The sequence below is a fragment of the Bacteroides sp. ET225 genome (assembly GCF_024733745.1).
Classification (GTDB): Bacteria; Bacteroidota; Bacteroidia; order Bacteroidales; family Bacteroidaceae; genus Phocaeicola; species Phocaeicola excrementipullorum.
The window spans coordinates 1-23,168 of record NZ_JANRHN010000003.1; the positions used below are offsets into that span (position 1 = coordinate 1).

The window sequence follows — 23,168 nt, forward strand, 5'->3', positions numbered from 1 at the left end:
GACCGTCCTGAAGTTCTGCAATGACCAGGCCGGTGAATTGCTGGGGATTTCCATGAAGCATTATAATGTCAAGTTTGCAACGGTATAATCAACTAGAGCCATCGTCCGAATAATAAGATTGACTATCACCGACATACGAGATATCGTGCATCTCCGTCAAACGGCCTTCGTTGTCGTATTCGAAAGTGATGATGCACATGTCATAAGAGTCGGGATGAGCACATTCCACGCTGGTATGTTCCAAGCGCACCAGACGTTTGCCTTGCGAAGAAAGTGTCCCACCGTCTTCGGTCGTTCCTTTCTGTTCCACCGTAATGGTGACAACATCGTCCCCGCACACAATTTCAATCTTCGCCTTGCGGTCTTGCCCGGTCGTGTTCTTCTTCAATGTCAGAGTCAGGGTGTATTCACCCGGGCCACCGCTGTAGGCACTCAACGACAGCCAGTCCACCGAACTGCCTCCCTCGGCCCGGGAAGTGACGGGAATGACGGAAGCCGTCCAATCCGCCGCGGCGGTGAAGTGTATGCCGCCGGAGTTATCCGTTGTTTCATCGGCATAAATGGTTTGAGATGTCTGCGTTCCCTTTGTCAGCATGATGCTGCCATTGACTTCTTCATCATCACTGCAAGCGGCCAATCCAAACAGCAGGAACAAGGCCCACAATGTTGTTTTCCAATCAGTCTTCATAATCATATATGTTTTAGGGTTTCAGTCATCATTAGTTTATAAGTTTCACATTAGAGGTTACGCTTTCAGTGACAGCATTACCTCACAAGACCGCACATGCTACTAACACGATCAAACGTTGCGGTGATACTTGCGGCAACATTGAACCAACGGATCATGTACTTCCCTACCTTCGTAACAATGACCCGAACCATCATAACGGGCGCACGAAGCACAGCAGTTGTAGAGTGGAGCATCTGACTTGCTCCTGCTTCCACCATTTCCCGCAATATCGGCCATTACTGCCGGCACGATAATTATTATCAAATAAACAATCAGAACAATCGAAGCAAGCATAATTGCCACCCCCAAGAACATCCAAAGGAAATAGGCCGCGAATATCAGCAGGAAGAAACCTCTCCAGCCTACATTCCGCAAAAGTCCGGAGAGAGTGGAAGCAACGGAGTTCATGTACCATATCCAGACAAAGAACACCATGGCCAAACATCCGATAATGCCCAACACCATGTTGGCTATGGAGTAGAAAGTATTGCCAAGGACGGTAGCCGACACGAACCAGTACCTGTCCACATTATAACCGCACACAAATTTCAGTGTATATAATATAATGAAGTAGGCCAAGCCTGCATACACTATCCACGAAACATGCTTCATAACCCTCCGGGTATGTTCTTCTGTATCGAATCCCCAGCGGAATATGGCGAACAGGGGAAAATAGAGGGAGAAATATACCAGAAAGCCCAGCAGCTTTATCCACCCGGAAGGAGGCAGGTTCTTTGCGCCGACGGTAAGGAAGGTATTCTCTCCTTGCCTGCCCTCGAACATGGCACCTTCTTTCGAGATAACGTACTGCTCCTCCACATACAGCGGTTCTCCATCGTCGCCTATGTCTACCTTGGCCCATCCGTCCGAGGGCTTGTCCACCTTCAGCTTGCCGGTATCCAGCCAGCGTTCCCCTTCCTTCTTTTCAGGCACCAGCGAAGGGTCCGCTCCATCTTCGGGATACATCACCATCTGCTCCGTTCCTCCTGGCTTGTCATAGAAACCCATGCCCATCTCCCAGTTCAGAGAGTATCTGACAGTCTTCAGCAGAGGCTCGTAGTTTTCCATGCCTGACACAGCAAACATAGCCCAACCGCATACCAGCGAAACGACCAACAGCAACAAGGCTCCTATGGCTCCCGGCAAATCCAATTTCCTTCTTTTCCACTTTCCCATACGTACATTCATTTACAGGATACATTATCCATCTTTCCATACAACAAAGAAAGCGGTTTTAGAAATACAGGAAATCACAGGAAACAGTGATTTTAGCCGCCGGAACACATTTTTTCAGGGAAAAGCAGCACATTGTTCAAGCCAATGCCTCAGAGCCTGCATCTCATCCAGCCGGACACTTACAGGCTGTTCCCGCTGATTTCCCGGTTCAGTTCCTTTTCTGATAAATGACGGTTTTGCCGTTCAGTTCATAACTTAAATTTAAAGGCCAAACAAGTTTTGTTCAATGCAAGGGCTGTTCCTACAGCCCTTTGCCTTTCGCCTCGTTCCAGATGGCATCCATTTCTTCGAGCGACATGTCTGCCAGGTTCTTTCCCTCTTTTATCGTATGTTCCTCCAGATAATTGAAGCGGCGGATGAATTTCTGGTTGGTGCGTTCCAGCGCATTGTCGGGATTTATCTTATAGAGGCGGGCTGCATTGACCAGGCTGAACATCACATCCCCGAATTCAGCTTCGGCCTTGTCTTTGTCCATCTGCCCCACTTCCGACTCAAACTCTCCGATTTCCTCCTTCACCTTTGTCCATACCTGCTCGCGCTCTTCCCAGTCGAAGCCCACGTTGCGGGCCTTGTCCTGGATGCGATAGGCCTTGATGAGCGACGGAAGCGCTTCGGGCACTCCGCTCAGCACAGACTTGTTTCCGTCTTTTTCCTTCAGTTTGATCTGCTCCCAGTTCTCCGAAACCTTTTCGGCCGTATCCGCCTGCACTTCGCCGAACACATGCGGGTGGCGGAAGATCAGCTTGTCGCAGAGCTTGTCGCAAACGTCCTTGATGTCAAAGTCGCCGGACTCGCTCCCGATCTTGGCATAAAATATCACGTGGAGGAGCACGTCGCCCAATTCCTTGCAGATGTTTTTCTTGTCATCCTTCATCAGCGCGTCGCAAAGTTCATACACCTCCTCAATCGTATTCGGACGCAGGCTTTCGTTCGTCTGCTTCCGGTCCCACGGACATTTCACTCTCAGTTCGTCAAGCACGTCCAGCAGACGGCCGAACGCCTCCATCTTTTCTTCTCTTGTATGCATATCCATCATTCAATCAATTTAACAGTGCAAAGCTACGGAGTTTCCGACAAAAATCGTTGCCCGTAAACGTAAAAATAAATAACTTTAGCCACAAAAGAAACAAACTTCGCCAAATATGGACAAACAGAAAGTCGCCTTAGTGCTATCCATGGGCGGTGCCAGAGGAATCGCCCACATCGGTGTCATCGAAGAACTGCTCGCGCACGGCTATGAAATCACCTCCATTGCGGGAACTTCGATGGGAGCGATTGTCGGAGCCATGTATGCCACAGGAAAGCTGGAAGAGTGCAAACAATGGATATGCGGATGGGACCGGAAAAAGATGTTCTACTTTGCCGACGTGAAGCTGAACCGTGAAGGCATGGTGAAAGGAAACCGCTTCATGCAGGAACTGCGGCAGATTGTTCCCGACGTAAGCATCGAGTCGCTTCCGCTTCCGTATACGGCCCTTGCAACCGACATAATCAACGAATGTGAAGTTGTGTTCGAAGCGGGAAACCTGTTCGATGCCATACGCGCGTCGATATCCATCCCCATGGTGTTCCATCCTTTCAAAAGAGACGGCAGAACGCTCGTAGACGGAGGGCTGCTGAATCCTCTTCCCCTGCGCCACATACGCCGCACGGAGGGAGATATCGTGATAGCCGTCGACGTGAATGCCGCGGGAGAAGCAAGGCCCATCCCACATCTGAGCCCCTACCAGCTGCTCACCGCCTCGTCGCGGATGATGATGCAGGAAATCACGCGCAACGAACTGCGCAACCTCCCGCCCGACATACTGATAAGCATCCCTGCATCCCGCTTTGAGATGATGGAATTCTACCGCGCCAAAGACATCATGGAAGGAGGACGGGAAGCGGCAAGGAAAGTTCTGGAAAACAGATGAACAATCCGTCGGACACGGCTGGAAAGTCCGTTCCACACTGTGGATTATACATTCCACGATGTGGAATATACAAACCGCATCGTGAAATACAGAATCCACGATGCGGTTTACAGTTTCATACGGTTTGCTTTTACGAAGCCGGACCGATTTGCTATACTTTCCATGCGGCGATGCGGTCCATGGCCTCCCGGCAATCCTCGCGGCTTCCGAAGGACGTAAACCGGAGGTATCCTTCACCGCTCGGACCGAACCCTACTCCGGGAGTGCCCACCACATGCACATCGCGCAGCAGCCTGTCGAAGAACTCCCACGAACCGATGCCGTCGGGGGTCTTCACCCACAGGTAGGGCGAGTTCACTCCGCCATAAACGTTGAATCCTGCACGGCGGAGGGTATCACACATCAGCTGCGCATTGCCCATGTAATAGTCTATGGTTTCTCTGACCTGCTTCCGGCCTTCCGGAGAATAGACGGCCTCGGCTCCGCGCTGGGTTATATAGCTTGTTCCGTTGAACTTGGTGCATTGCCTGCGGTTCCACAGACGGTGCAGCGGCACACGGTTTCCCTGCCCGTCAGTGCCGGACACTTCTTTCGGAACGACCGTATATCCGCAGCGCACGCCCGTAAATCCGGCGGTTTTCGAAAAGCTCCGGAACTCAACCGCACACCCTCTCGCCCCTTCGATCTCGTAAATGGAATGAGGCACGTCGTCTTCGCTGATAAAGGCCTCGTAGGCAGCGTCAAACAGAATCAGCGAACCGTTTTCCAACGCATAGTCCACCCACTCCTTCAGTTGTGCGCGGGTCAGGGTCGTACCTGTGGGATTGTTGGGATAACACAGATATATGATGTCTGCCCGGCGTTTCGGAAGTTCGGGAATGAAGGCGTTTTCCGCCGTACAAGGCAGGTAGACAATGTCGCTCCAGCGCCTGTCGGAAAGAAGGCCGCCCGCACGTCCGCCCATCACATTGCTGTCCACATAGACCGGATAGACGGGATCGGTTACAGCCACCGTATTCCGGCTTCCCAGAATGTCTGTGAAGTTCCCTGTATCGCTCTTCGCCCCGTCACTGACAAAAATCTCATCCGCCGACAGACCGATTCCCAATTCGCCGAAGTCATGCCGCACGATGGCTTCGCGCAGAAAATCATATCCCTGCTCCGGACCGTATCCGTGGAAACTTTCCGCATGTGCCATCTCATCCACCGCCCTGTGCATCGCCTCGACAGAAGCCTGCGGAAGGGGACGCGTCACATCGCCGATGCCCAGACGTATCAAACGGACTTCCGGATGGGACGCCTTGAACGCACTGACTCTTTTGGCTACCTCCGAGAAGAGATAGTTTCCCGAAAGCTTTATGAAGTTTTCATTTACTGATACCATACGACTAACTTATTTCTATTACACCATCGAAAACCTTTACGGCAGGCCCGGTCATGAACAGATGGCTGCCCTCTCCCGTCCAGCGGATATGAAGGACGCCGCCGTCCATCACAACATCCGACTCGTTTCTGCAACGCCCCGCAAACGAAGCGGCCACAGCCGTAGCGCAAGCTCCCGTACCGCAAGCCTGAGTAATGCCGGAACCGCGCTCCCATACCCTCATCCGGATCTCTCCTTCGCCAATCACCTGGGCAAACTCCACGTTCACCCTGTCGGGGAACAGCGGATGACGCTCCAACGCCGGTCCCACATCCTGCAAGGCAACCTGCGAAATGTCGTCCACGAAAATCACCAGATGCGGATTTCCCATCGACACGGCAATCCCCTCCGCATAAGGAAAGCCATCGCCCAAAGTCACCGGATGAATGTCGGCAGGAACTCCCATATCCACGCTGACACGGTTCACCACACCCTGCTCCGGAAACAGACGAAGCACTTTCACCCCCGAAAGCGTGTCAAGCAGAATCTCGGTTTTGCCGGTCAGCCCTTTCTCGTAGAGATATTTTCCTATGCAGCGGCTGGCATTTCCGCACATCTTCGCCTCCGATCCGTCGGCGTTGAATATGCGCATGCTGAAATCCGCCCTGTCCGACCGGCCGATAAGCACCAGCCCGTCGCTTCCGATACCCGTATGCGGACGGCTCCACTCCACCGCATACCGTTCAGGATCGGGCAGCGGATACTTCATCACATCAACATAGATGTAATCGTTGCCCAGCCCCTGCATCTTTGTAAATTCAATTTTCCTTTCCATAAATCAATAAGCATCTTCATGCACTCCGGCCACAGCGCGTCCGCTCGGCTCGTTCATATTCTTGAAAGCCTCGTCCCAGGCCAGGGCCTCAGCCGTGGAGCATGCTACGCTCGGCACACTGGGCACGCTGCGCGCGGCACTTTCGCTGGGAAAATATTCTTCGAATATGCTGCGGTAATAATATTCTTCCTTGTTGCGCGGAGGATTCACGGGAAAACGCTCCGCGGCATGCGCCATCTGCTCGTCCGACACCGCTTTCGAGGTCATCTCCTTCAGCGTGTCGATCCAGCTATACCCCACTCCGTCGCTGAACTGTTCCTTCTGCCTCCAGAGCACGCTCTCGGGCAACATGCCGGCAAAAGCCTCGCGCACGATCTTCTTTTCGATGGTCTTGCCCGGACACATCTTAGCGGCAGGATTCAGGCGCATGGCAATGTCAAGAAACTCCTTGTCGAGAAACGGAACGCGGCCTTCGACGCCCCATGCCGCCAGCGCCTTGTTCGCCCTCAGGCAATCGTACAGATAAAGCTTGGAAAGCTTGCGGAGCGTTTCTTCATGGAAGGCCTTCGCATCCGGCGCCTTGTGGAAATAAAGATAGCCTCCGAACACTTCGTCCGCCCCTTCTCCGCTCAGCACCATCTTGATGCCCATGCTCTTGATGACGCGCGCCAGCAGATACATCGGCGTGGAAGCCCGCACCGTTGTCACGTCATACGTTTCGATGAAATAGATTACGTCGCGCACTGCATCCAGCCCTTCCTGGATGGTATAGTTGATTTCATGATGCACCGTTCCGATATGGTCGGCCACTTCCTTTGCTTTGGCCAGATCGGGAGCTCCTTTCAGACCGATGGCAAACGAGTGAAGCTGGGGCCACCACGCATCCTTCTTCCCGTCTGTTTCAATGCGCCTGGAAGCAAACTTCTTTGCTATGGCCGAGATGACCGAGCTGTCCAGTCCTCCGGACAAAAGCACCCCGTACGGCACATCGCTCATCAGCTGCCTGCGCACGGCATCTTCAAGTCCTTCGCGCACGCTCCGTACAGAAGCGGGATTATCTTTCACTGCGTCATAGTCCATCCAGTCCCTCTTATACCAGCGCACCGCCTTTCCGGTGCGGCTCGAGTAGCAATGTCCGGGCAGAAAAGGCTCGTAACGCTCGCAATAGCCCTCCAAGGCCTTCAGTTCACTCGCGCAATACACTTTTCCGTCCGCATCATAGCCTATATAGAGCGGAATCACGCCGATCGGGTCGCGGGCGATGAGAAACTCATCCTTCTCCTCGTCATAAAGCGCAAAGGCAAAGATGCCGTTCAGTTCTTCCAGAAAGTCAATGCCTTTGTCACGGTACAAGGCAAGGATCACCTCGCAGTCGCTTCCGGTCTGGAACTCATAGCTTCCGGCATACCGCCTGCGGATGTCGCGATGGTTGTAGATTTCTCCGTTGACAGCCAGAATCTGCTTCCTGTCGGGCGAGAAAAGCGGCTGCTTTCCGCTTTGGGGGTCAACGATGGACAAACGTTCGTGAGCAAGGATAGCCGACTTTCCGCAATAGATGCCGCTCCAGTCCGGCCCGCGGTGACGGATTTTCTTCGCCATCGCAAGAGCCTTGTCGCGGAGAGCCGGTGTCTGCTCCTTTATATTGAATATTGCTGCAATGCCACACATTTTTTAACGAACAATTAAAGGTTGATAATTTCAGGTTCTTCTTTCTTATTTGGCCGAGAGGTAGGCATCGATGTCTGCCGCAGCCTGTCTTCCTCCTGCGATGCAGCGCACCACAAGGCTCGCTCCCGTAGCGGCATCCCCCGCCACGAACACGTTTTCGGGAAATTCGGGATGCCGGGGTTTCAGGAATCCCATGGCCAGCAGCACAAGGTCAGCCTTCAGAATCTCTTTCTTCCCGGTAGGCTTCATGACAGGGCGACCTCCGTCGGGCGAAGGAATCCATTCTACCTCTTCCACCTCCACGCCGCATACACAGCCGTTCTTTCCGATAAAACGGGTAGAAGACAAGCACCATCTCCGCTCGCAGCCTTCCTCATGGCTGCTGCTGGTCTTCAGCACCAAAGGCCATTGCGGCCATGGAGTGGCAGGATTGCAGCCCACCGGAGGCTTCGGCATGATTTCAATCTGAGTGACGCTCAAAGCCTGCTGGCGGTTGCTGGTTCCGATGCAGTCGCTTCCCGTATCACCTCCTCCGATAACCAGCACGTGTTTTCCCTTCGCAGTGATGCGCTCTTCCTTTGCAAAAGTCTGCCCCGCAAGCACCCGGTTCTGCTGCGCAAGCATCTCCATGGCGAAATGAATGCCTTTCAGCTCACGCCCCGGAATATCCAGATCGCGGGCCTGCGGTGTTCCCGTGCAGATACAATATGCGCTGAAACCTTCGGGAAGCCTGGACACATCAATGTCAGCGTTCACCTTGAACACAATCCCTTCCGCTTCCATCACGGCGATTCTGCGGTCGATGACCGACTTGCTCAGCTTGAAGTTCGGAATGCCGAAACGGAGAAGGCCGCCCACATATTCCAGTTTCTCGAACACCGTCACCTCATAGCCGCGTCTGTTCAGCTGGTTCGCCGCAGCCAGTCCCGCCGGTCCCGAACCGATGACAGCCACCTTCTTCCCGTTCCGTTCATACCGGCGCGGGCGGATATAGCCTTCGCGGAAAGCCGCTTCCACCACCGCCGCCTCATCCTCACGGATTGTAACAGGAGCGTCCATGGTCAGTTTCAGCACACAACTCTTTTCACACAATGCCGGACAGATGCGGCCCGTAAACTCGGGAAAGTCATTCGTGCGGCTCAATATCTTGTAGGCTGTTTCCCATTTTCCCTTATACATGGCATCCTGAAACTCCGGCGGACGGTTGCCCAGCGGACAGGCCCAATGGCAGAAAGGCACGCCGCAATCCATGCACCTCGAAGCCTGAAGTTTCCGATCGCTTGTATTCAATGTCTGTTCCACCTCGCTGAAGTCGGCGATACGTTCATGCACCGGACGATAGCCGGCCTCCTGCCGCGGAACACTCAAGAATGCTTTAGGATTTCCCATATCTCATATCTGTTTTTGATTCGTTTAGTAACTCTGTTAATAATCGCGTTGCACTTCGGCTATCTTTTGCTGCAGTTTGCGCATCTGCTCCTCGGCGAGCACCTTCTTGTACTCGATCGGAGTCACCTGAATGAACTCCTCGACATACCGGCTCCAGTTGTCGAGCATCGTGCGCGCAAGCCGGGAACCGGTGTACAGGTAATGCTGACGGACAAGTTCATGCAGCTCCTTCCGTGCCGTAGAGTCTTCGAGCAGCGAAAGCTCCACCATCTCCATGTTGCAGAAATAATCGAAATTACGGTTCTTGTCCCACACATAGGCCACACCGCCGCTCATGCCCGCAGCAAAATTGCGCCCGGTTTCACCCAGGACAACCACGCGTCCGCCCGTCATGTACTCGCAGCAATGGTCACCCACTCCTTCCACGACAGCTATCGCGCCGGAGTTGCGCACAGCAAAACGCTCGCCTGCACGTCCGTTGATATACACTTCTCCGCCGGTAGCTCCGTACAGAAGGGTATTCCCCGCAATCACGTTCTTCTCCGCATCAAAATTGCTCCTTACCGGCGGATGCACAGAGATGTGTCCGCCGCTCAATCCCTTGCCCAGATAGTCGTTTGCCTCGCCTTCAAGCTTGAAGCTGATTCCATGAGCCAGAAACGCTCCGAAACTCTGTCCTGCCGAGCCTTTGAACTTGACTGATATGGTCTGTTCCGGAAGCCCTGCTTCGCCATACCGGGCCGCAACCGCCCCCGAAAGCATCGCTCCTACCGAGCGGTCTGTATTTCCGATGGTGTATTCCAGCGACACTTCCTTTCCGCTTTCAAGCGCATCCTTTGCAGCCGCCAGCATGGACACGTCCTTCACGCAGTCGATGTCGTGCTTCTGTGCGGTCACATTGCAGAGAGCGGCTCCGTTGTCTACCTTATGCAGCAACCGGCTGAAATCAAGCAGGGCACATTTGCTTCCGGGCTTCATCGGCTTCAGCTCAATCAGATCCGTGCGACCTACAATATCCTCCAGACGGGTAAATCCCATATCCGCCAGGTATTCGCGCACTTCCTGAGCCATAAAGCGGAAATAATTGACCACATACTGGTAATGGCCGCGGAAATGCTCGCGCAGACGCGCGTCCTGCGTGGCCACACCCACCGGACATGTATTGGCATGGCACTTGCGCATCATCACGCATCCGAGCACAATCAGCACAGTGGTTCCGAATCCGAACTCTTCCGCTCCAAGCAATGCCATGCTGATGATGTCGCGTCCGGTCTTCAGCTGGCCGTCGGTCTGCAGGCGGACCTGGCCGCGCAGCCCGTTGAGCACCAGCGTCTGCTGGGTTTCGCTCAGACCGATTTCAGGCGGTATGCCCGCATAGCGCATCGATGAAGCCGGCGAAGCGCCCGTACCTCCCTCAGCTCCCGAAATCACAATCAGATCGGCTTTCGCCTTGGCTACTCCGGCAGCAATCGTGCCAACGCCGCTCTCTGCCACCAGCTTCACGCTGATCTTCGCCTTCGGATTGACATTCTTCAGGTCGAAAATCAACTGGGCAAGGTCCTCAATCGAATAAATGTCGTGGTGGGGAGGAGGAGAAATCAGCGAGATTCCAGGAATGGAATGGCGTGTCTTGGCAATGATCTCATCCACCTTGAACCCGGGCAACTGACCTCCTTCGCCCGGCTTGGCTCCCTGCGCCACCTTGATCTGTATTTCTTCGGCATTCACGAGATATTCGGCTGTCACCCCGAAGCGTCCCGACGCCACCTGCTTGGTCTTGCTGCACAGCGAAATGCCGTCAAACGTTTCATGAAAACGGTCGGAATCCTCGCCTCCCTCTCCGGTATTGCTCCGGGTGCCCAGCTTGTTCATGGCCAGCGCCAACGCTTCGTGCGCCTCCTTGCTGATGGCACCGAACGACATGGCTCCTGTAACAAAATGCTTCACGATGCTTTCCACCGGCTCCACTTCGTCGATTGAAATCGGGTTGCGCTTGAACTCAAAGAAGTCGCGAAGGAAAATGGGATTCTCCTTGCCGTCCACCCACCTGGTATATTCCTTGAACTTTGCATAGCTTCCCAGCCGGGTAGCCAGTTGGAGCTTGCTGATACTTTCGGGATTCCACGCATGTTTCTCCCCATCTTTCCGGTAAGAGAACAGTCCGACATGAGGAAGCAAGTCGCCAACCTCGTCCGCCTTGAAACCAGCATCATGCAAAGCCGTGTAGTCTTCAGCTATTTCTTCGAGCCGGATGCCGCCGACAGACGACATTTCTGTCCCGAAATAAGCCTTCAGCAGCTCTTCACTCAAGCCTACCGCCTCGAAAATCTTCGCGCCGCGATACGAACGGATGGTACTGATGCCCATCTTGCTCATCACCTTATAAAGTCCCTTGCAGACCGCCTTGATGTAATTCTTTTCGGCCGTTTCATAATTCATCTGCACATCGCCTTTCTTCACCAGATCGTCAAGAATGGCAAACACCATATACGGATTGATGGCACTGGCACCATAACCGAGGAGCAAAGCCGCGTGCATCACTTCACGGATTTCTCCGCTCTCTACCACCAGCGCCGTCTGCACCCGCTTCTGAACCGATATCAGATGATGGTGTACGGCACTCACGGCGAGCAAGGAAGGAATGGCGGCATGTTCCGCGTCAATGCCGCGGTCGGACAGCACAATGTAGTTGACACCATCCGTAACCGACTCTTCCGCTTTTTTGCACAATTCGTCCAAAGCCTCACGCAGACCGGCCGTTCCCTTTGACACATCAAAAAGCATGGGGAGCTTCACCGCCTTGAATCCCTTATAGCGGATGTTGCAGAGAATGTCCAGTTGCGTGTTGTTCAGAATGGGATGCGGCAGACGCACCATCTTGCAATGGCTCTCGTTCGGAAGAAGAATGTTGGTTCCTACCGCTCCGATGTATTCGGTCAGCGACATCACCAGTTCTTCGCGGATCGGATCAATGGGGGGATTCGTAACCTGCGCAAACTGCTGGCGGAAATAGTTGAACAGAATCTGGGGCATTTCCGAAAGCACAGCCAGCGGCGTGTCGTTGCCCATAGAAGCCGTAGGCTCCGAACCGTTCGTACACATCGGCATAACGGTGCGCTCGATGTCCTCGCGCGTAAAGCCGAACGCACGCAGGCGGCGGCTGTATTCGTCCACTGTATTCGCCACCTTGCGCCCGCTCCGCAATGCATCCAGTTCGATGCGGTTGGCAGAGAGCCACTGGCGGTAAGGTCTTTCCGAAGCAAGCTGCTCCTTCAGTTCACCGTCATAATAGATGCGTCCCTCCTGCGTATCGACAAGCAGGATTTTTCCGGGCTGAAGCCGCCCCTTTTCCTTGATGGTTTCCGGCTCGAAACTGATGACGCCCGCTTCACTCGCCACGACCATCATGTCGTTCTTGGTAATGAGATAGCGTGCCGGACGCAGACCGTTACGGTCGAGCATACCGCCTGCATACCGTCCGTCGCTGAACAAGAGAGCGGCAGGTCCGTCCCACGGCTCCATCAGAATGGAATGGTATTCATAAAAAGCTTTCAGATCTTCGCTGATCGGGTTCTTGTCATTGAACGATTCCGGCACCAGCATCGCCATCGCATGAGGCAGGCTCAGGCCCGACATGACAAAGAACTCCAGCACATTGTCGAGCGAGGCACTGTCGCTCATACCCGGCTGGATAATCGGACGGATGTCCTTCACGTCGCCCAGAAGAGGAGTGGAAAGCACGCTTTCCCGCGCTTCCATCCATCCCCGGTTGCCGCGGATGGTATTGATTTCGCCGTTATGAGCCAGCAGACGGAAAGGCTGCGCCAGACTCCACGTAGGAAACGTGTTGGTGCTGAACCGAGAATGCACGATAGCCAGTCCGCTGGTAAAATAAGGCTGCGTAAGGTCCAGAAAATACTCGCGCACCTGAACCGACGAAAGCATACCTTTATAGATGATGTTCTTGCTCGAAAGCGACACGATATAGAAATCCTTGTGATGCACCCGGCGCTCAATCTTTTTGCGGATAATGTACAGCGTGCGCTCGATATTGCTCGCATCGGTCACTCCCGTAATGAAAATCTGCTTGATGTCGGGTTCAGTTTCCAGAGCGCTTTTCCCTAAAACGGAAGAATTCACCGGGACCGAACGGAGATGCATAAGCGACAAGCCTTCACGTTCGATTTCCTCAATCATGACACTGAGAATCCGTGCCTGCTCCTTTTCGTCCTTCGGGAGGAACACCAGCCCCGTACCGTATTTCCCTTTTTCCGGAACCGGAATGCCCTGCAGCAAAATGAATTCATGAGGAATCTGCACCATGATGCCAGCACCGTCACCGGTCTTGTTGTCGGCACCCTCCGCTCCACGGTGCTTCATGTTTTCCAAAACCTTCAAGGCCGAATCGACCAGCTCGTGCGACTTGTTGCCGTGAATATTTACAATCATCCCCACTCCGCAGGCATCATGCTCGTTCTGTGGACTGTAAAGTCCGGCACATTGCGGCCGGCACTGCTCGCCCACACTATCATCCTTCGTGATAAAAACATCTTTCTCCATAGGCTTCTCTTTCTTTTTAATATCTATTGATTGTTTTCCATTCTGTTTAGGCACAAAAATAGAAAATCAACTTTCAATATGACAACCATTAACGACTTTTTTATAACAGAAAATTCACCGACGCACAAAGAATGTTTCGATTTATAAAAACAAGCGTGCATAAATCAACAAACTGATATTATTTTTACAAATTTTACTTACAATCCACTAAAATCAGCAAGCAACAAAAGAAATTTGCAGTGCCGCTTTCAACTTATATAAAGAATTGTCCCTTATTTTGTATCCGAAAAATATCCGGATACGGAAAAACAAGGACACAAAGCCTTTTGCTCCTCCGCATCCAAACATGTTTTTTAACCACGATGCCTGCATCCGTCGCACGAACAGACCGGCTGCAGACATCGACCTAAATCAATTACGATTAGCAAGCTTATTATGGAAATACTGAAACACGAATGCGGGGTGGCTCTGATCCGCCTGCTCAAGCCGCTCGAATATTATCAGGAAAAATACGGCACATGGATGTACGGCCTCAACAAACTCTACCTGCTGATGGAAAAGCAGCACAACCGGGGACAAGAAGCGGCAGGACTGGCCTGCGTAAAACTTCAGGCAGATCCGGGCGAAGAATACATGTTCCGCGAAAGGGCTCTGGGGGCCGGAGCGATCACCGAAATATTCGGCACCGTACACAGCCACTTCAAGGACCTCACCGCAGAACAGCTCCACGATGCGGAATACGCAAAGAAGTGCCTCCCCTTTGCAGGCGAACTCTACATGGGACACCTGCGATACTCTACTACAGGAAAGAGCGGCATCTCGTATGTGCATCCGTTCTTGCGGCGCAACAACTGGAGGGCTAAGAACCTGGCGCTCTGCGGAAACTTCAACCTCACCAATGTAGACGAAATCTTTGCCGACATCACGGCGGCAGGACAGCACCCGAGAAAATATGCCGACACGTACATCATGCTCGAGCAAGTGGGACACCGGCTGGACCGCGAAGTAGAGCGTCTGTACAATATATGCAAGGAAGAGGGACTGCAAGGGATGGACATCACTCATGCCATCGAAAACCGCATCGACCTGACCAACGTGCTGAAAACATCCTCTCCCCAATGGGACGGAGGCTATGTAATCTGCGGACTGACGGGAAGCGGCGAATCGTTTGCCGTGCGCGACCCGTGGGGAATCCGCCCGGCATTCTGGTATATGGACGACGAAATCATGGTGCTCGCATCGGAACGGCCGGTTATCCAGACCGTACTTAACGTGCAGGCAGACAGCATCCGCGAGTTGCTTCCGGGACAGGCAATCCTGGTCAACAAGAAAGGCGAAATGCGCCTGGCGCAGATCAACCGGCCCAAAAACGTGAAGCCCTGCTCGTTTGAACGCATCTATTTCAGCCGCGGAAGCGACATAGACATCTACAAAGAGCGGAAAAAGTTGGGCGAACGGCTGGTCGGCCCGATTCTGAAAGCTCTGGGAGGCGACATCGACCACACTGTGTTCTCCTTCATCCCGAATACAGCCGAAGTGGCCTTCTACGGAATGCTGGAAGGCTTCGACAACTACCTGAACAAACTGAAGGCGGAACGCATCGAGGCTCTGGGACACAAACCTACGCACGAGGAGCTGAAGCAGATTCTCTCCAGGCGCATCCGGAGCGAAAAGGTGGCCATCAAAGACATCAAGCTGCGCACGTTCATCGCCGAAGGGAACACGCGCAACGACCTGGCTGCACACGTATATGACATCACTTACGGAAGCCTCACTCCCTACGAAGACAGCCTGGTAATCATAGACGACAGCATCGTGCGCGGCACGACTCTGAAACAGAGCATCATCGGCATACTGGACCGGCTGCATCCAAAGAAAATCGTCATCGTATCGTCATCGCCCCAGGTGCGCTACCCCGACTATTACGGCATCGACATGGCAAGCATGGAGCAGTTCATCGCGTTCAAGGCCGCCATCGCCTTGCTCGAAGACCGCGGAATGCAGCATGTGATTGAATATGCCTACCGCAAGTCGAAGGCCCAGACGGAACTTCCGAAAGAGAAGATGGCCAACTACGTGAAGGAAATCTATGCACCGTTCACCGACGAGGAAATATCGGCAAAAATTGTGGAACTGCTTACTCCCGCGGGCACACAGGCAAAAGTGCAGATCGTATACCAGACACTGGAAGGACTGCATGAGGCCTGCCCCAACCATCCGGGCGACTGGTACTTCAGCGGCGACTACCCCACTCCAGGCGGCGTGAAGCTGGTGAACAAGGCCTTCATCGACTGGGTGGAGCAGAACTACCAGTTTTAAGAGGTTGCTTCAATAGGGTGTTTCCTGAATCAGGAAATCAGATACACACAGACATGGGGCCACAGAATATACAGACCGACGCGGCCCTGTGCCTGTGTGTCCACGTTGAAACACTAAGGCCTTACTCCTGAATCTTCATTTATTTTTCATTGAAGCTTCCTTTTTCCGTAAGCATTCGAACAAATACGTGAGTTCGGGATAAGCTAATAAGTTAATAATGGAAAGAAAAACAGGTAATCACAGAAATATTTTGTAAATTTGAGTCTGACAAACAATAACTTACAAAACCAAGGTTCTATGATTACCCAAGACAAAATTACGGATATTTTCTGTATGGTAGATGAATTCAGCAAGAAATTTGATATGGAAATTGCTAAAGGCGAACTTATTTCTTCAAACGGAATCCGCCGTCGGCACCGTAATGCCTCCCTTTCCGATGGTGAGATTATGACCATCCTGATTGTATTTCATTTTGGCACGTTCGCCAACTTCAAGCACTACTACCTGCATTATATCAGGGTACATCTGCATCAGGACTTTCCGGATGCGGTATCCTATAACAGGTTTGTGGAACTTGAAAGCCGTGTGTTCTTCAAACTGATGTTTTTCCTTAAGCTTTATGCCTTTGGCCGCTGTTCGGGTATCAGTTTCGTGGACAGCACGATGATTCCGGTCTGTCATAACCTCAGACGCTATGCCAACAAGGTTTTCAAGGGCATGGCCACGGACGGGAAGGGGACGATGGGGTGGTGTCACGGGTTCAAGCTGCATTTCACCTGCAATGACCGGGGAGAAATCATCACCTTCTGTCTTACCGGAGCCAATGTGGATGACAGGAATCCCAAAGTCTGGAACGTACTTGCCAAAGAACTGTACGGCAGGCTTTTTGCTGACAGGGGGTACATCTCTCCAAGACTTTTTGAGGACCTTTTTAAAGATGGCATACATCTTGTTACAGGAATCAAAGTGAACATGAAAAACAGACTGATGCCATTTTGGGATAAAATCATGTTGCGTAAGCGTTTTGTCATCGAGTGCATTAATGACATGCTCAAGAATACAGCAAAATTAGTACATTCAAGACACAGGTCCATCAATAATTTCTTAATGAATCTTGTTGCGGCATTGGCAGCATATTGCTTTTATGACAATAAGCCTGAAGCATTGCAGGGATATACCATTGAACATACAAGACAATTGGTTTTGTTTTAAGATTATCCCGAACTCACGTAACAAATGCATCTTTTATCGATTCTGTTCAAATTTCCAAACCGAAATCTATCCGCATTTCAAACGGTGCCATGAAGAAGTCTGCCTTTTTCATCTCGACAGCCTTGTAATGAGAAAAGCGGCGGAAAAGCCTTTAAAGCTATCCGCCGCAATCCAGTTAGAGAGATGTTTTTATGATGTTTCAACCTTTCACAAGGTTCAAAATCGGATTCTACTCTGCTTCTCCGATAACACGTGCCTCTGCTACAACTTCATCAGGAACCTTGTCGCAACGCACATATTTGGTTACATCCGATTCATTATCTTTTGCAGTCCATATCATAGAACCTGATTCCAGCAAATCTGTAACAATGTATTCGCTGTTCCAGTCACCCATCCAATAGTCGTACTCACCGCTGATGACAGAGCCGAGGTAAGGATCCTCTTCTATGTCAAAACTTCCAGTGATATAACGCGCATACATACTGTCGAATTTCTGATACATTTCGAAAGTCTGTTCACGGCGGTTGAAGGTAATGTAACAGTAAAGCCCTTCGGCAAGCGGCTGCCCGTTCCATTCGGCAAGCTGCCACGTACCGTTCAAGTTTGCCGGAGTAACGTCCAATGTCGGAACTACAGGCTCGTCATCGTCACTGCAAGATGAAAGGCAGCAAACCAAAGCCAGCATGGCCATCAGTTTAAAAATATTCTTCATTTCCTGTTTTTATTTTTCATTATTATTCGGTACATTAATTTTTACAGTTATCGTGCGGTCGGAAGGTTTCCCCTCCACTCCGTCCACAACAACAGGGAAAGTGAACGTCTTACCCTTAGTCCGGGGAACCAAAGCTTTTTCCACAGTTATCACAATGTCGCCCTCGCTGCCCGGATAAATCACCTCAGGCTCGGTACGGAATTTGGCATACTTCGGAATCATCAGAGCAGACAGCCGTAACGGCACCTCGCCGCTGTTTCCACACAAGATGCGCTCCACCGACTTTTCTGCAGAGCCAAAGACGACCTCTACAGACTTCCGCTTCAACCGAAGCTTGCCCATGAAAAAAGGAAACCTCGCCCACTCATCTGCACCCGGAAGTACATTGCCAATCAATGTCAGCCGCGCAACCGGAGCCTTCTCCGATCCGGACAGGTAGACAAAAGCGTTAGAATCTACCGTACCCGGATGATTCTTGGGATGATAGGTAAGCAATATCTCACGCTTTTCCCCCGGAGCTATCACTCCAGGCTGAAATTCCGAAACCATACAGCCGCAAGTTGTTCTCACCCGCACCAGTTCAACCGGACTGCCGCTGACATTTGTACATACAAACCGGCATGTCACCGGATCATCGTCTTCCGTAAGTGTTCCGACATGCCGTACTACACTGTCAAAACGGAGAACGGCTTCCGCATTCTTCATCAAAAGCGGATTGAGCAGCGAATCCATCTGCGCACGCGAACGGAAGGGGACTTTCCGGCCTTGCGCCTTCAGTCCTCCAACCGCACAAACGGCTAACAGCAATATCAGATAAAGCTTTGTTCTCAAAACTCAAAAGATTTAAATTACATCCACCCGTTATCGTTCGCCTTGTCACGTACGGTAACAACAATGGTCTGCGAGGCTTCTCCGCTTACTTGAACAGTAATCTGCGCCATACCTGCTTTCACGCCCGTAACTGTCATTACGGTTCCGTTTACAGCAACAGTAGCCGTCGCCTCATCAGATGAAGCAGCTTCGTAAGTCAGGTTTTCACCGTTAACAAAGTAAGAAGCAAGGTCAATGGCATAAGATGCACCTGTCCCTACATACACATTAGGCAACTTCATCTCCGAACCTGCACCCGCAATGCTGCTCAGTAATGCCCCAGCATCAACCAGTCCGGTTCCCATCTTACCAATATAGTTTCCAAGCTCCATTCTTGTAACAGAAGCTCCCGGGTAAGTATGGCCATCGTAATACAGTTTAACACCGTCCTGATATCCATTATAAAGCGACTTATCCGTCGTGTTCTTCAGCAAATCAACGAACTCTTCAGCCGTAAAGTGGCGGCGCAGCTGCTTGGCATACGACAAGCCCAGAGCAGCAACTCCCGACACGTGCGGACAAGCCATTGAAGTACCCTCCATATAACCATAGGCCTGCTGTCCGTTTCTGATCAGTGTAGAAAGAATCGAGCCGAGCGTCTTTGTCGTCGTTCCCGTTCCTTCACCGGCCTGTGACTCATCCGATGTCCAGTACTCATCTTCCGTTTCACCCGGTGTGCCGTAATACTCAAGATCACCGCCCGGAGCGGCTATAGCCACACCTTCACCATAGTTCGAGAAACAAGAAGGCGTATAGTCTGCTGCAACCGCAGACACGCTCACGCATCTGGAGTACGCCCCCGGAAATCCCGGAAGAGCAGCATACTCATTGCCCGAAGCAAATATGGCAATACCGCCGTCAATCACTCCGTTCGGCGAACCGGCGTTGTTGATAAAATAATCCAATGCTTCCTTCTCCAGCGGGTAAAGGCTCTCCCATTCTTCTTCCGTAGACGGACCGGGTGTATAGCCCAGCACCGCGTTCGATGCACCCGAATTATACCCCCAGCTGCACTGAAGGATTACCGCACCGTTGTCCGCTGCATATTTGATGGCTTTAGCCTCCTGGTCCAAAGTCACACCGCTTTGTCCGGAGAAAACCTGACACGACATAATCTTCACGCCCGTTCCGGCAGTTCCGTCGCCGCCTGCAATACCACAGACACCGATTCCGTTGTTGTTTGCAGCAGCGATTGTTCCGGCTACATGCGTACCGTGTCCTGTATCACTGGCATCCGACCAGGTAATGACACCTGAGTTCGTGACGAAATTATAGCCATACTTGTCATCCTTATAGCCGTTGCCGTCGGCATCCCTTCCGGCATATTCCTCTTCGCCTTCATTCACCCAGATATTGTCCCGCAAGTCCTCGTGCGTATTCATTACACCCTCGTCAAGCACGGCAACGATGATAGAAGGATCTCCCTTACACAGTTTCCATGCCTCATAGCAGTTCACATCGCATCCCGCAACCGCGGCAGCATTCAGCGCATTGCCCGTAAAATCATAACTGCCGGTATTATGGAATCCCCACTGATGAGCAAGTCCCGGATCCGTAAAAGGAGCGGAATCATCTCCCGAGCGGCTCATGCTTTTACGCTGCAGTGCAGATTCACTCACATAAGTACGTTTCGTATTGTATGCACGCTTGATGTGGCTGTTCGCCTGAATCTTCGACACCTCACCCAACTGGCGAAGACGCTCTACCGCCTCTTGCAAGTCTGTGTTCTCATCAAACTTCACACGATACCACAGATGAAGGCCCGCTTCACGTGTGCGCGCTTCATTCTTTTCGTCTACAGGAAAAATGCGCTCGAAGGAATATGCTCCCAAAATATCAAGAACCTCGTCTGTAGACGGAATTCCCGAACGGCTCATCCCTCCGCTTCTTGAAGCGCGGCTGAACGTCTGGTCAAGAATGTCCGTCATCTCCGGAGAAAACTTGATCAGCAGTTCGCCGTCAGTTGCGTCTGCCGGAAGCTTCACTTCCGTTTCTCCCTGAGGAACGGAAGGCTGTTCTACAATGTCTTCATCAGCACATGCCGACAAGGTCAATGCAAACAAGGCTGTATATAAATATTTTTTCTTCATTTATTTATTCTGTCTGTTAATATATTAAACTCCCAAACCTCCGACTCTCTGCCTTCACAAGCCTCCCCGAAAGGGAGGTCTTGCAAAGAGCCTATTAAATGTTCAAGCCATTGGTTCAATAAGTTCCACTCGGGAAACTTTCAAAAGGTTACTGATTGCCTCCCGCACCATGGTAGTCCGGATCATTTGCTCCGGCTGCATTCACGTAACGATAGTAATAAAGCGGATAAGCAACGCCAGGATCTCGGTCCGAATAACCGGGGTCTATACTTGGATCACAATCACCCGGTTTTTCCGTAGTAGCAGCCGGCTGTTTATTGCCATAATAATAGGTATAGTCAAAATCATACGGCGACTGCCCTACTCCGTCAAAACCGACGGTCACACCATCCGAAGTCTTCCCCTTTTCCTGCTGGTTGAAAATCATCTGCCCCGGATTCCACTCTGCCAAATAAGGATGGAAAAGCAACCACTTGGGCAACGGTCCGGTCAGGAAATTCAGGTTAATGGAGAACGCACGGTTGAAAGGAAGCACGCGAGGAATCTCTGTACCTTTTGCCGTTATCTCTTCGCCGTTCAACGTAATCGAAACTTCCTTCTCGGAGAGAAGCCACTGGCAAGTATCTTTCGAAACTTTATTCCACCAGTCATCACGTGCAGGGTTTTTCCCAGCAAAGAAATCATCCGCATCGTAATACGGCTTTTGGCCAGCTGCTTGCAAAGCTGCCACCATCTCCTCATCCGTAGGAAGCGAACCCTGCATGAAGCCGTAAGAAAGGCTCAGGTATCTCAACTTTTCCCACGTAAGAAGATCAATAAGAGCCTGCTTTTCATTAGAATCTGTCGAGATATTTGAACGCAGACCGATGGGAGTACCATTATATTCGAATCCAGAGATCGTGCTCAGATCAGACAAGGCATCCGTACGGCGGCAGCCTGACAAGTCAAGATACTCCAGTTTCGGGAAGTTCTCCTTCGTAATGATTCCTGTAAAATCCGACAAGTTTTCGAAGTTATTACTGCTCAAAGTCAGCGCCTCCAGTCCGGCATAAGAATCATCAACCTCACCGCCAAGCTTCTTAAAGTCTTCAGGCAAATCTATCAGACCGTATGAGCTGATGCTCAATTCTTTCAGATGCTTCAGCTCCAGAAGCTCATCGCCAAGGTGCATTTCACGTGTCTGCCGGTTGGTATTACTTGCTATGCTCAGTATTTCCAGGTACTTCAGATAGCGGAGTTCGCGCGGGAAGGATTCTCCCTCCTGGATATTCGGTCCCATAAAGCTTACCGAACGTACACGGCCTACCCATTCTGAAGGCACTTGTTCGCCATCCACCTCATCGGTGCGCTCCCACAAGGTCACTCCGTCCCAGTTGCGCATATTCTCAGCCGAACTGTATGACACCATTGTCTGAGCCTTCTCGCAAATCATGATGATTGCCAGCGAATCGCCCGCACGGTTATCTTCAATCTTCGGAGCAGCTGTCTGAGTCACGGTCAGCGTTACCTTATCAATCGGATTGCCGTCAGCATCCACCAGCGTTTCATCACCTTCCAGACCCAACGGAAGCAGATCAATCTTGGCCACACGTGTATAAGGAACCGTATTCATCTCCCAACGGAAACGCACTTTCACTGTGCGGGGCCGTGCTCCACGATCCAGCAAGTCATCACCCACCGGCGTTTCGCTTTGGTTTCTTTCCAAATCAATCCACCCGGTACGCTGAGTTTCAGCTTCGGCAGCGTCATCCCCTGTCGGATCTCCTTCCCCAAATGAATAGCCAATGTTGTCCATATCAATACGGAACTGCACATTCGTCTGGATGGTCACGTCAACCACGCGTTCGTCATAATTTGCAGAACTCTCAAGTTCCACTTCAGCCTCCTTAATCAGGATCTGCTTGCCGAAACCAAACTGAGTAACAGTCAGCGTTTGAGGCTGTTGCCCCTGAGGAGTATAGCGCACTTCCAGCGTACGTGCCGTGTTTTCAAGCGTAGAGTCCACAGTCAGCACACTTGCCACAGAACCGAATCCATTGGCAGGAGAAACGCTTACCCATGGAGCGGAAACGCTGGACACCCAGTTTGTAGAAGAAGTGACTTGCACACGCTCTGTTCCTCCTTCAGGGCCTATCGCTATTTCAGTCTTGTCAAGCGCAAGACCTCCCGGTATCCCCGGTTCGTCATCGTCCTTGCACGAAACCACAAGTCCCGCGCAAAGAATCAATGACCATATCATACTGTTGTTCAAAAACTTCATAACTGTCTGCA

General features: G+C 51.8%; 15 protein-coding genes. 3 read left to right on the top strand and 12 right to left on the bottom strand.

The genetic code is table 11. The annotated features are described in order from the left end of the window. Positions 1-88 precede the first annotated feature (88 nt). The 3 genes from NW212_RS01885 to mazG form a co-directional block, all read right to left on the bottom strand. Positions 89-688: a BACON domain-containing protein gene (locus tag NW212_RS01885; RefSeq protein ID WP_258336960.1), complete on the bottom strand. Its 600-nt coding sequence runs from the start codon at positions 686-688 to the stop codon at positions 89-91. A 111-nt stretch (positions 689-799) separates the two neighbouring features. Continuing rightward, positions 800-1,906, bottom strand: coding sequence for a hypothetical protein (locus NW212_RS01890; RefSeq protein WP_258336961.1), 1,107 nt, complete (start codon positions 1,904-1,906; stop codon positions 800-802). Positions 1,907-2,207: 301 nt separating this feature from the next. Further along, a complete protein-coding gene (gene mazG / locus NW212_RS01895) occupies positions 2,208-2,993 on the bottom strand; it encodes a nucleoside triphosphate pyrophosphohydrolase (protein WP_258336962.1) in 786 nt (261 codons plus the stop codon). A 115-nt stretch (positions 2,994-3,108) separates the two neighbouring features. Here mazG and NW212_RS01900 point away from each other — a divergent pair, with 115 nt between their 5' ends. Further along, positions 3,109-3,879: a patatin-like phospholipase family protein gene (locus NW212_RS01900; protein ID WP_258336963.1), complete on the top strand. Its 771-nt coding sequence runs from the start codon at positions 3,109-3,111 to the stop codon at positions 3,877-3,879. Between the two features lie 151 nt (positions 3,880-4,030). On the opposite strand, the gene NW212_RS01905 is transcribed toward NW212_RS01900, so the two are convergent. The 5 genes from NW212_RS01905 to gltB are packed head-to-tail and all read right to left on the bottom strand — an operon-like array spanning position 4,031 to position 13,694. Then, complete coding sequence (locus tag NW212_RS01905) at positions 4,031-5,263, bottom strand: LL-diaminopimelate aminotransferase (RefSeq protein WP_258336964.1); 1,233 nt, start codon at positions 5,261-5,263, stop codon at positions 4,031-4,033. A 4-nt stretch (positions 5,264-5,267) separates the two neighbouring features. Continuing rightward, complete coding sequence (gene dapF, locus NW212_RS01910; RefSeq protein ID WP_258336965.1) at positions 5,268-6,077, bottom strand: diaminopimelate epimerase; 810 nt, start codon at positions 6,075-6,077, stop codon at positions 5,268-5,270. Positions 6,078-6,080: 3 nt separating this feature from the next. Next, a complete protein-coding gene (gene asnB, locus NW212_RS01915; RefSeq protein ID WP_258336966.1) occupies positions 6,081-7,745 on the bottom strand; it encodes an asparagine synthase B in 1,665 nt (554 codons plus the stop codon). A 45-nt stretch (positions 7,746-7,790) separates the two neighbouring features. After that, complete coding sequence (locus tag NW212_RS01920; RefSeq protein ID WP_258336967.1) at positions 7,791-9,134, bottom strand: glutamate synthase subunit beta; 1,344 nt, start codon at positions 9,132-9,134, stop codon at positions 7,791-7,793. A gap of 36 nt (positions 9,135-9,170) precedes the next feature. After that, the gene (gene gltB, locus NW212_RS01925) at positions 9,171-13,694 is read right to left on the bottom strand and encodes a glutamate synthase large subunit (RefSeq protein WP_258336968.1); all 4,524 of its coding nucleotides are present in this window, start codon (positions 13,692-13,694) and stop codon (positions 9,171-9,173) included. A 435-nt stretch (positions 13,695-14,129) separates the two neighbouring features. On the opposite strand from gltB, the gene NW212_RS01930 reads away from it, so the two are divergent. Together NW212_RS01930 and NW212_RS01935 are read left to right on the top strand one after the other, a co-directional pair. Continuing rightward, positions 14,130-16,013 (top strand): amidophosphoribosyltransferase, encoded by a 1,884-nt coding sequence (locus tag NW212_RS01930; RefSeq protein WP_258336969.1) that lies wholly within the window; start codon positions 14,130-14,132, stop codon positions 16,011-16,013. A gap of 297 nt (positions 16,014-16,310) precedes the next feature. Further along, entirely contained in the window at positions 16,311-17,225 is a 915-nt protein-coding gene (locus tag NW212_RS01935) for an IS982 family transposase (RefSeq protein ID WP_204508981.1), read from the top strand. A gap of 229 nt (positions 17,226-17,454) precedes the next feature. On the opposite strand, the gene NW212_RS01940 is transcribed toward NW212_RS01935, so the two are convergent. The 4 genes from NW212_RS01940 to NW212_RS01955 all read right to left on the bottom strand — a co-directional run bounded on the left by NW212_RS01940 (position 17,455) and on the right by NW212_RS01955 (position 23,157). Further along, complete coding sequence (locus NW212_RS01940; protein WP_258336970.1) at positions 17,455-17,937, bottom strand: lipocalin family protein; 483 nt, start codon at positions 17,935-17,937, stop codon at positions 17,455-17,457. Positions 17,938-17,946: 9 nt separating this feature from the next. After that, positions 17,947-18,768, bottom strand: coding sequence for a DUF1573 domain-containing protein (locus NW212_RS01945; protein ID WP_258336971.1), 822 nt, complete (start codon positions 18,766-18,768; stop codon positions 17,947-17,949). Positions 18,769-18,785: 17 nt separating this feature from the next. Continuing rightward, positions 18,786-20,897, bottom strand: coding sequence for a subtilase family N-terminal domain-containing protein (locus NW212_RS01950; protein ID WP_258336972.1), 2,112 nt, complete (start codon positions 20,895-20,897; stop codon positions 18,786-18,788). Positions 20,898-21,045: 148 nt separating this feature from the next. Then, on the bottom strand, positions 21,046-23,157 hold the full coding sequence (locus NW212_RS01955; protein WP_258336973.1) for a hypothetical protein: 2,112 nt from the start codon (positions 23,155-23,157) through the stop codon (positions 21,046-21,048). Between the last annotated feature and the right edge of the window lie 11 nt (positions 23,158-23,168).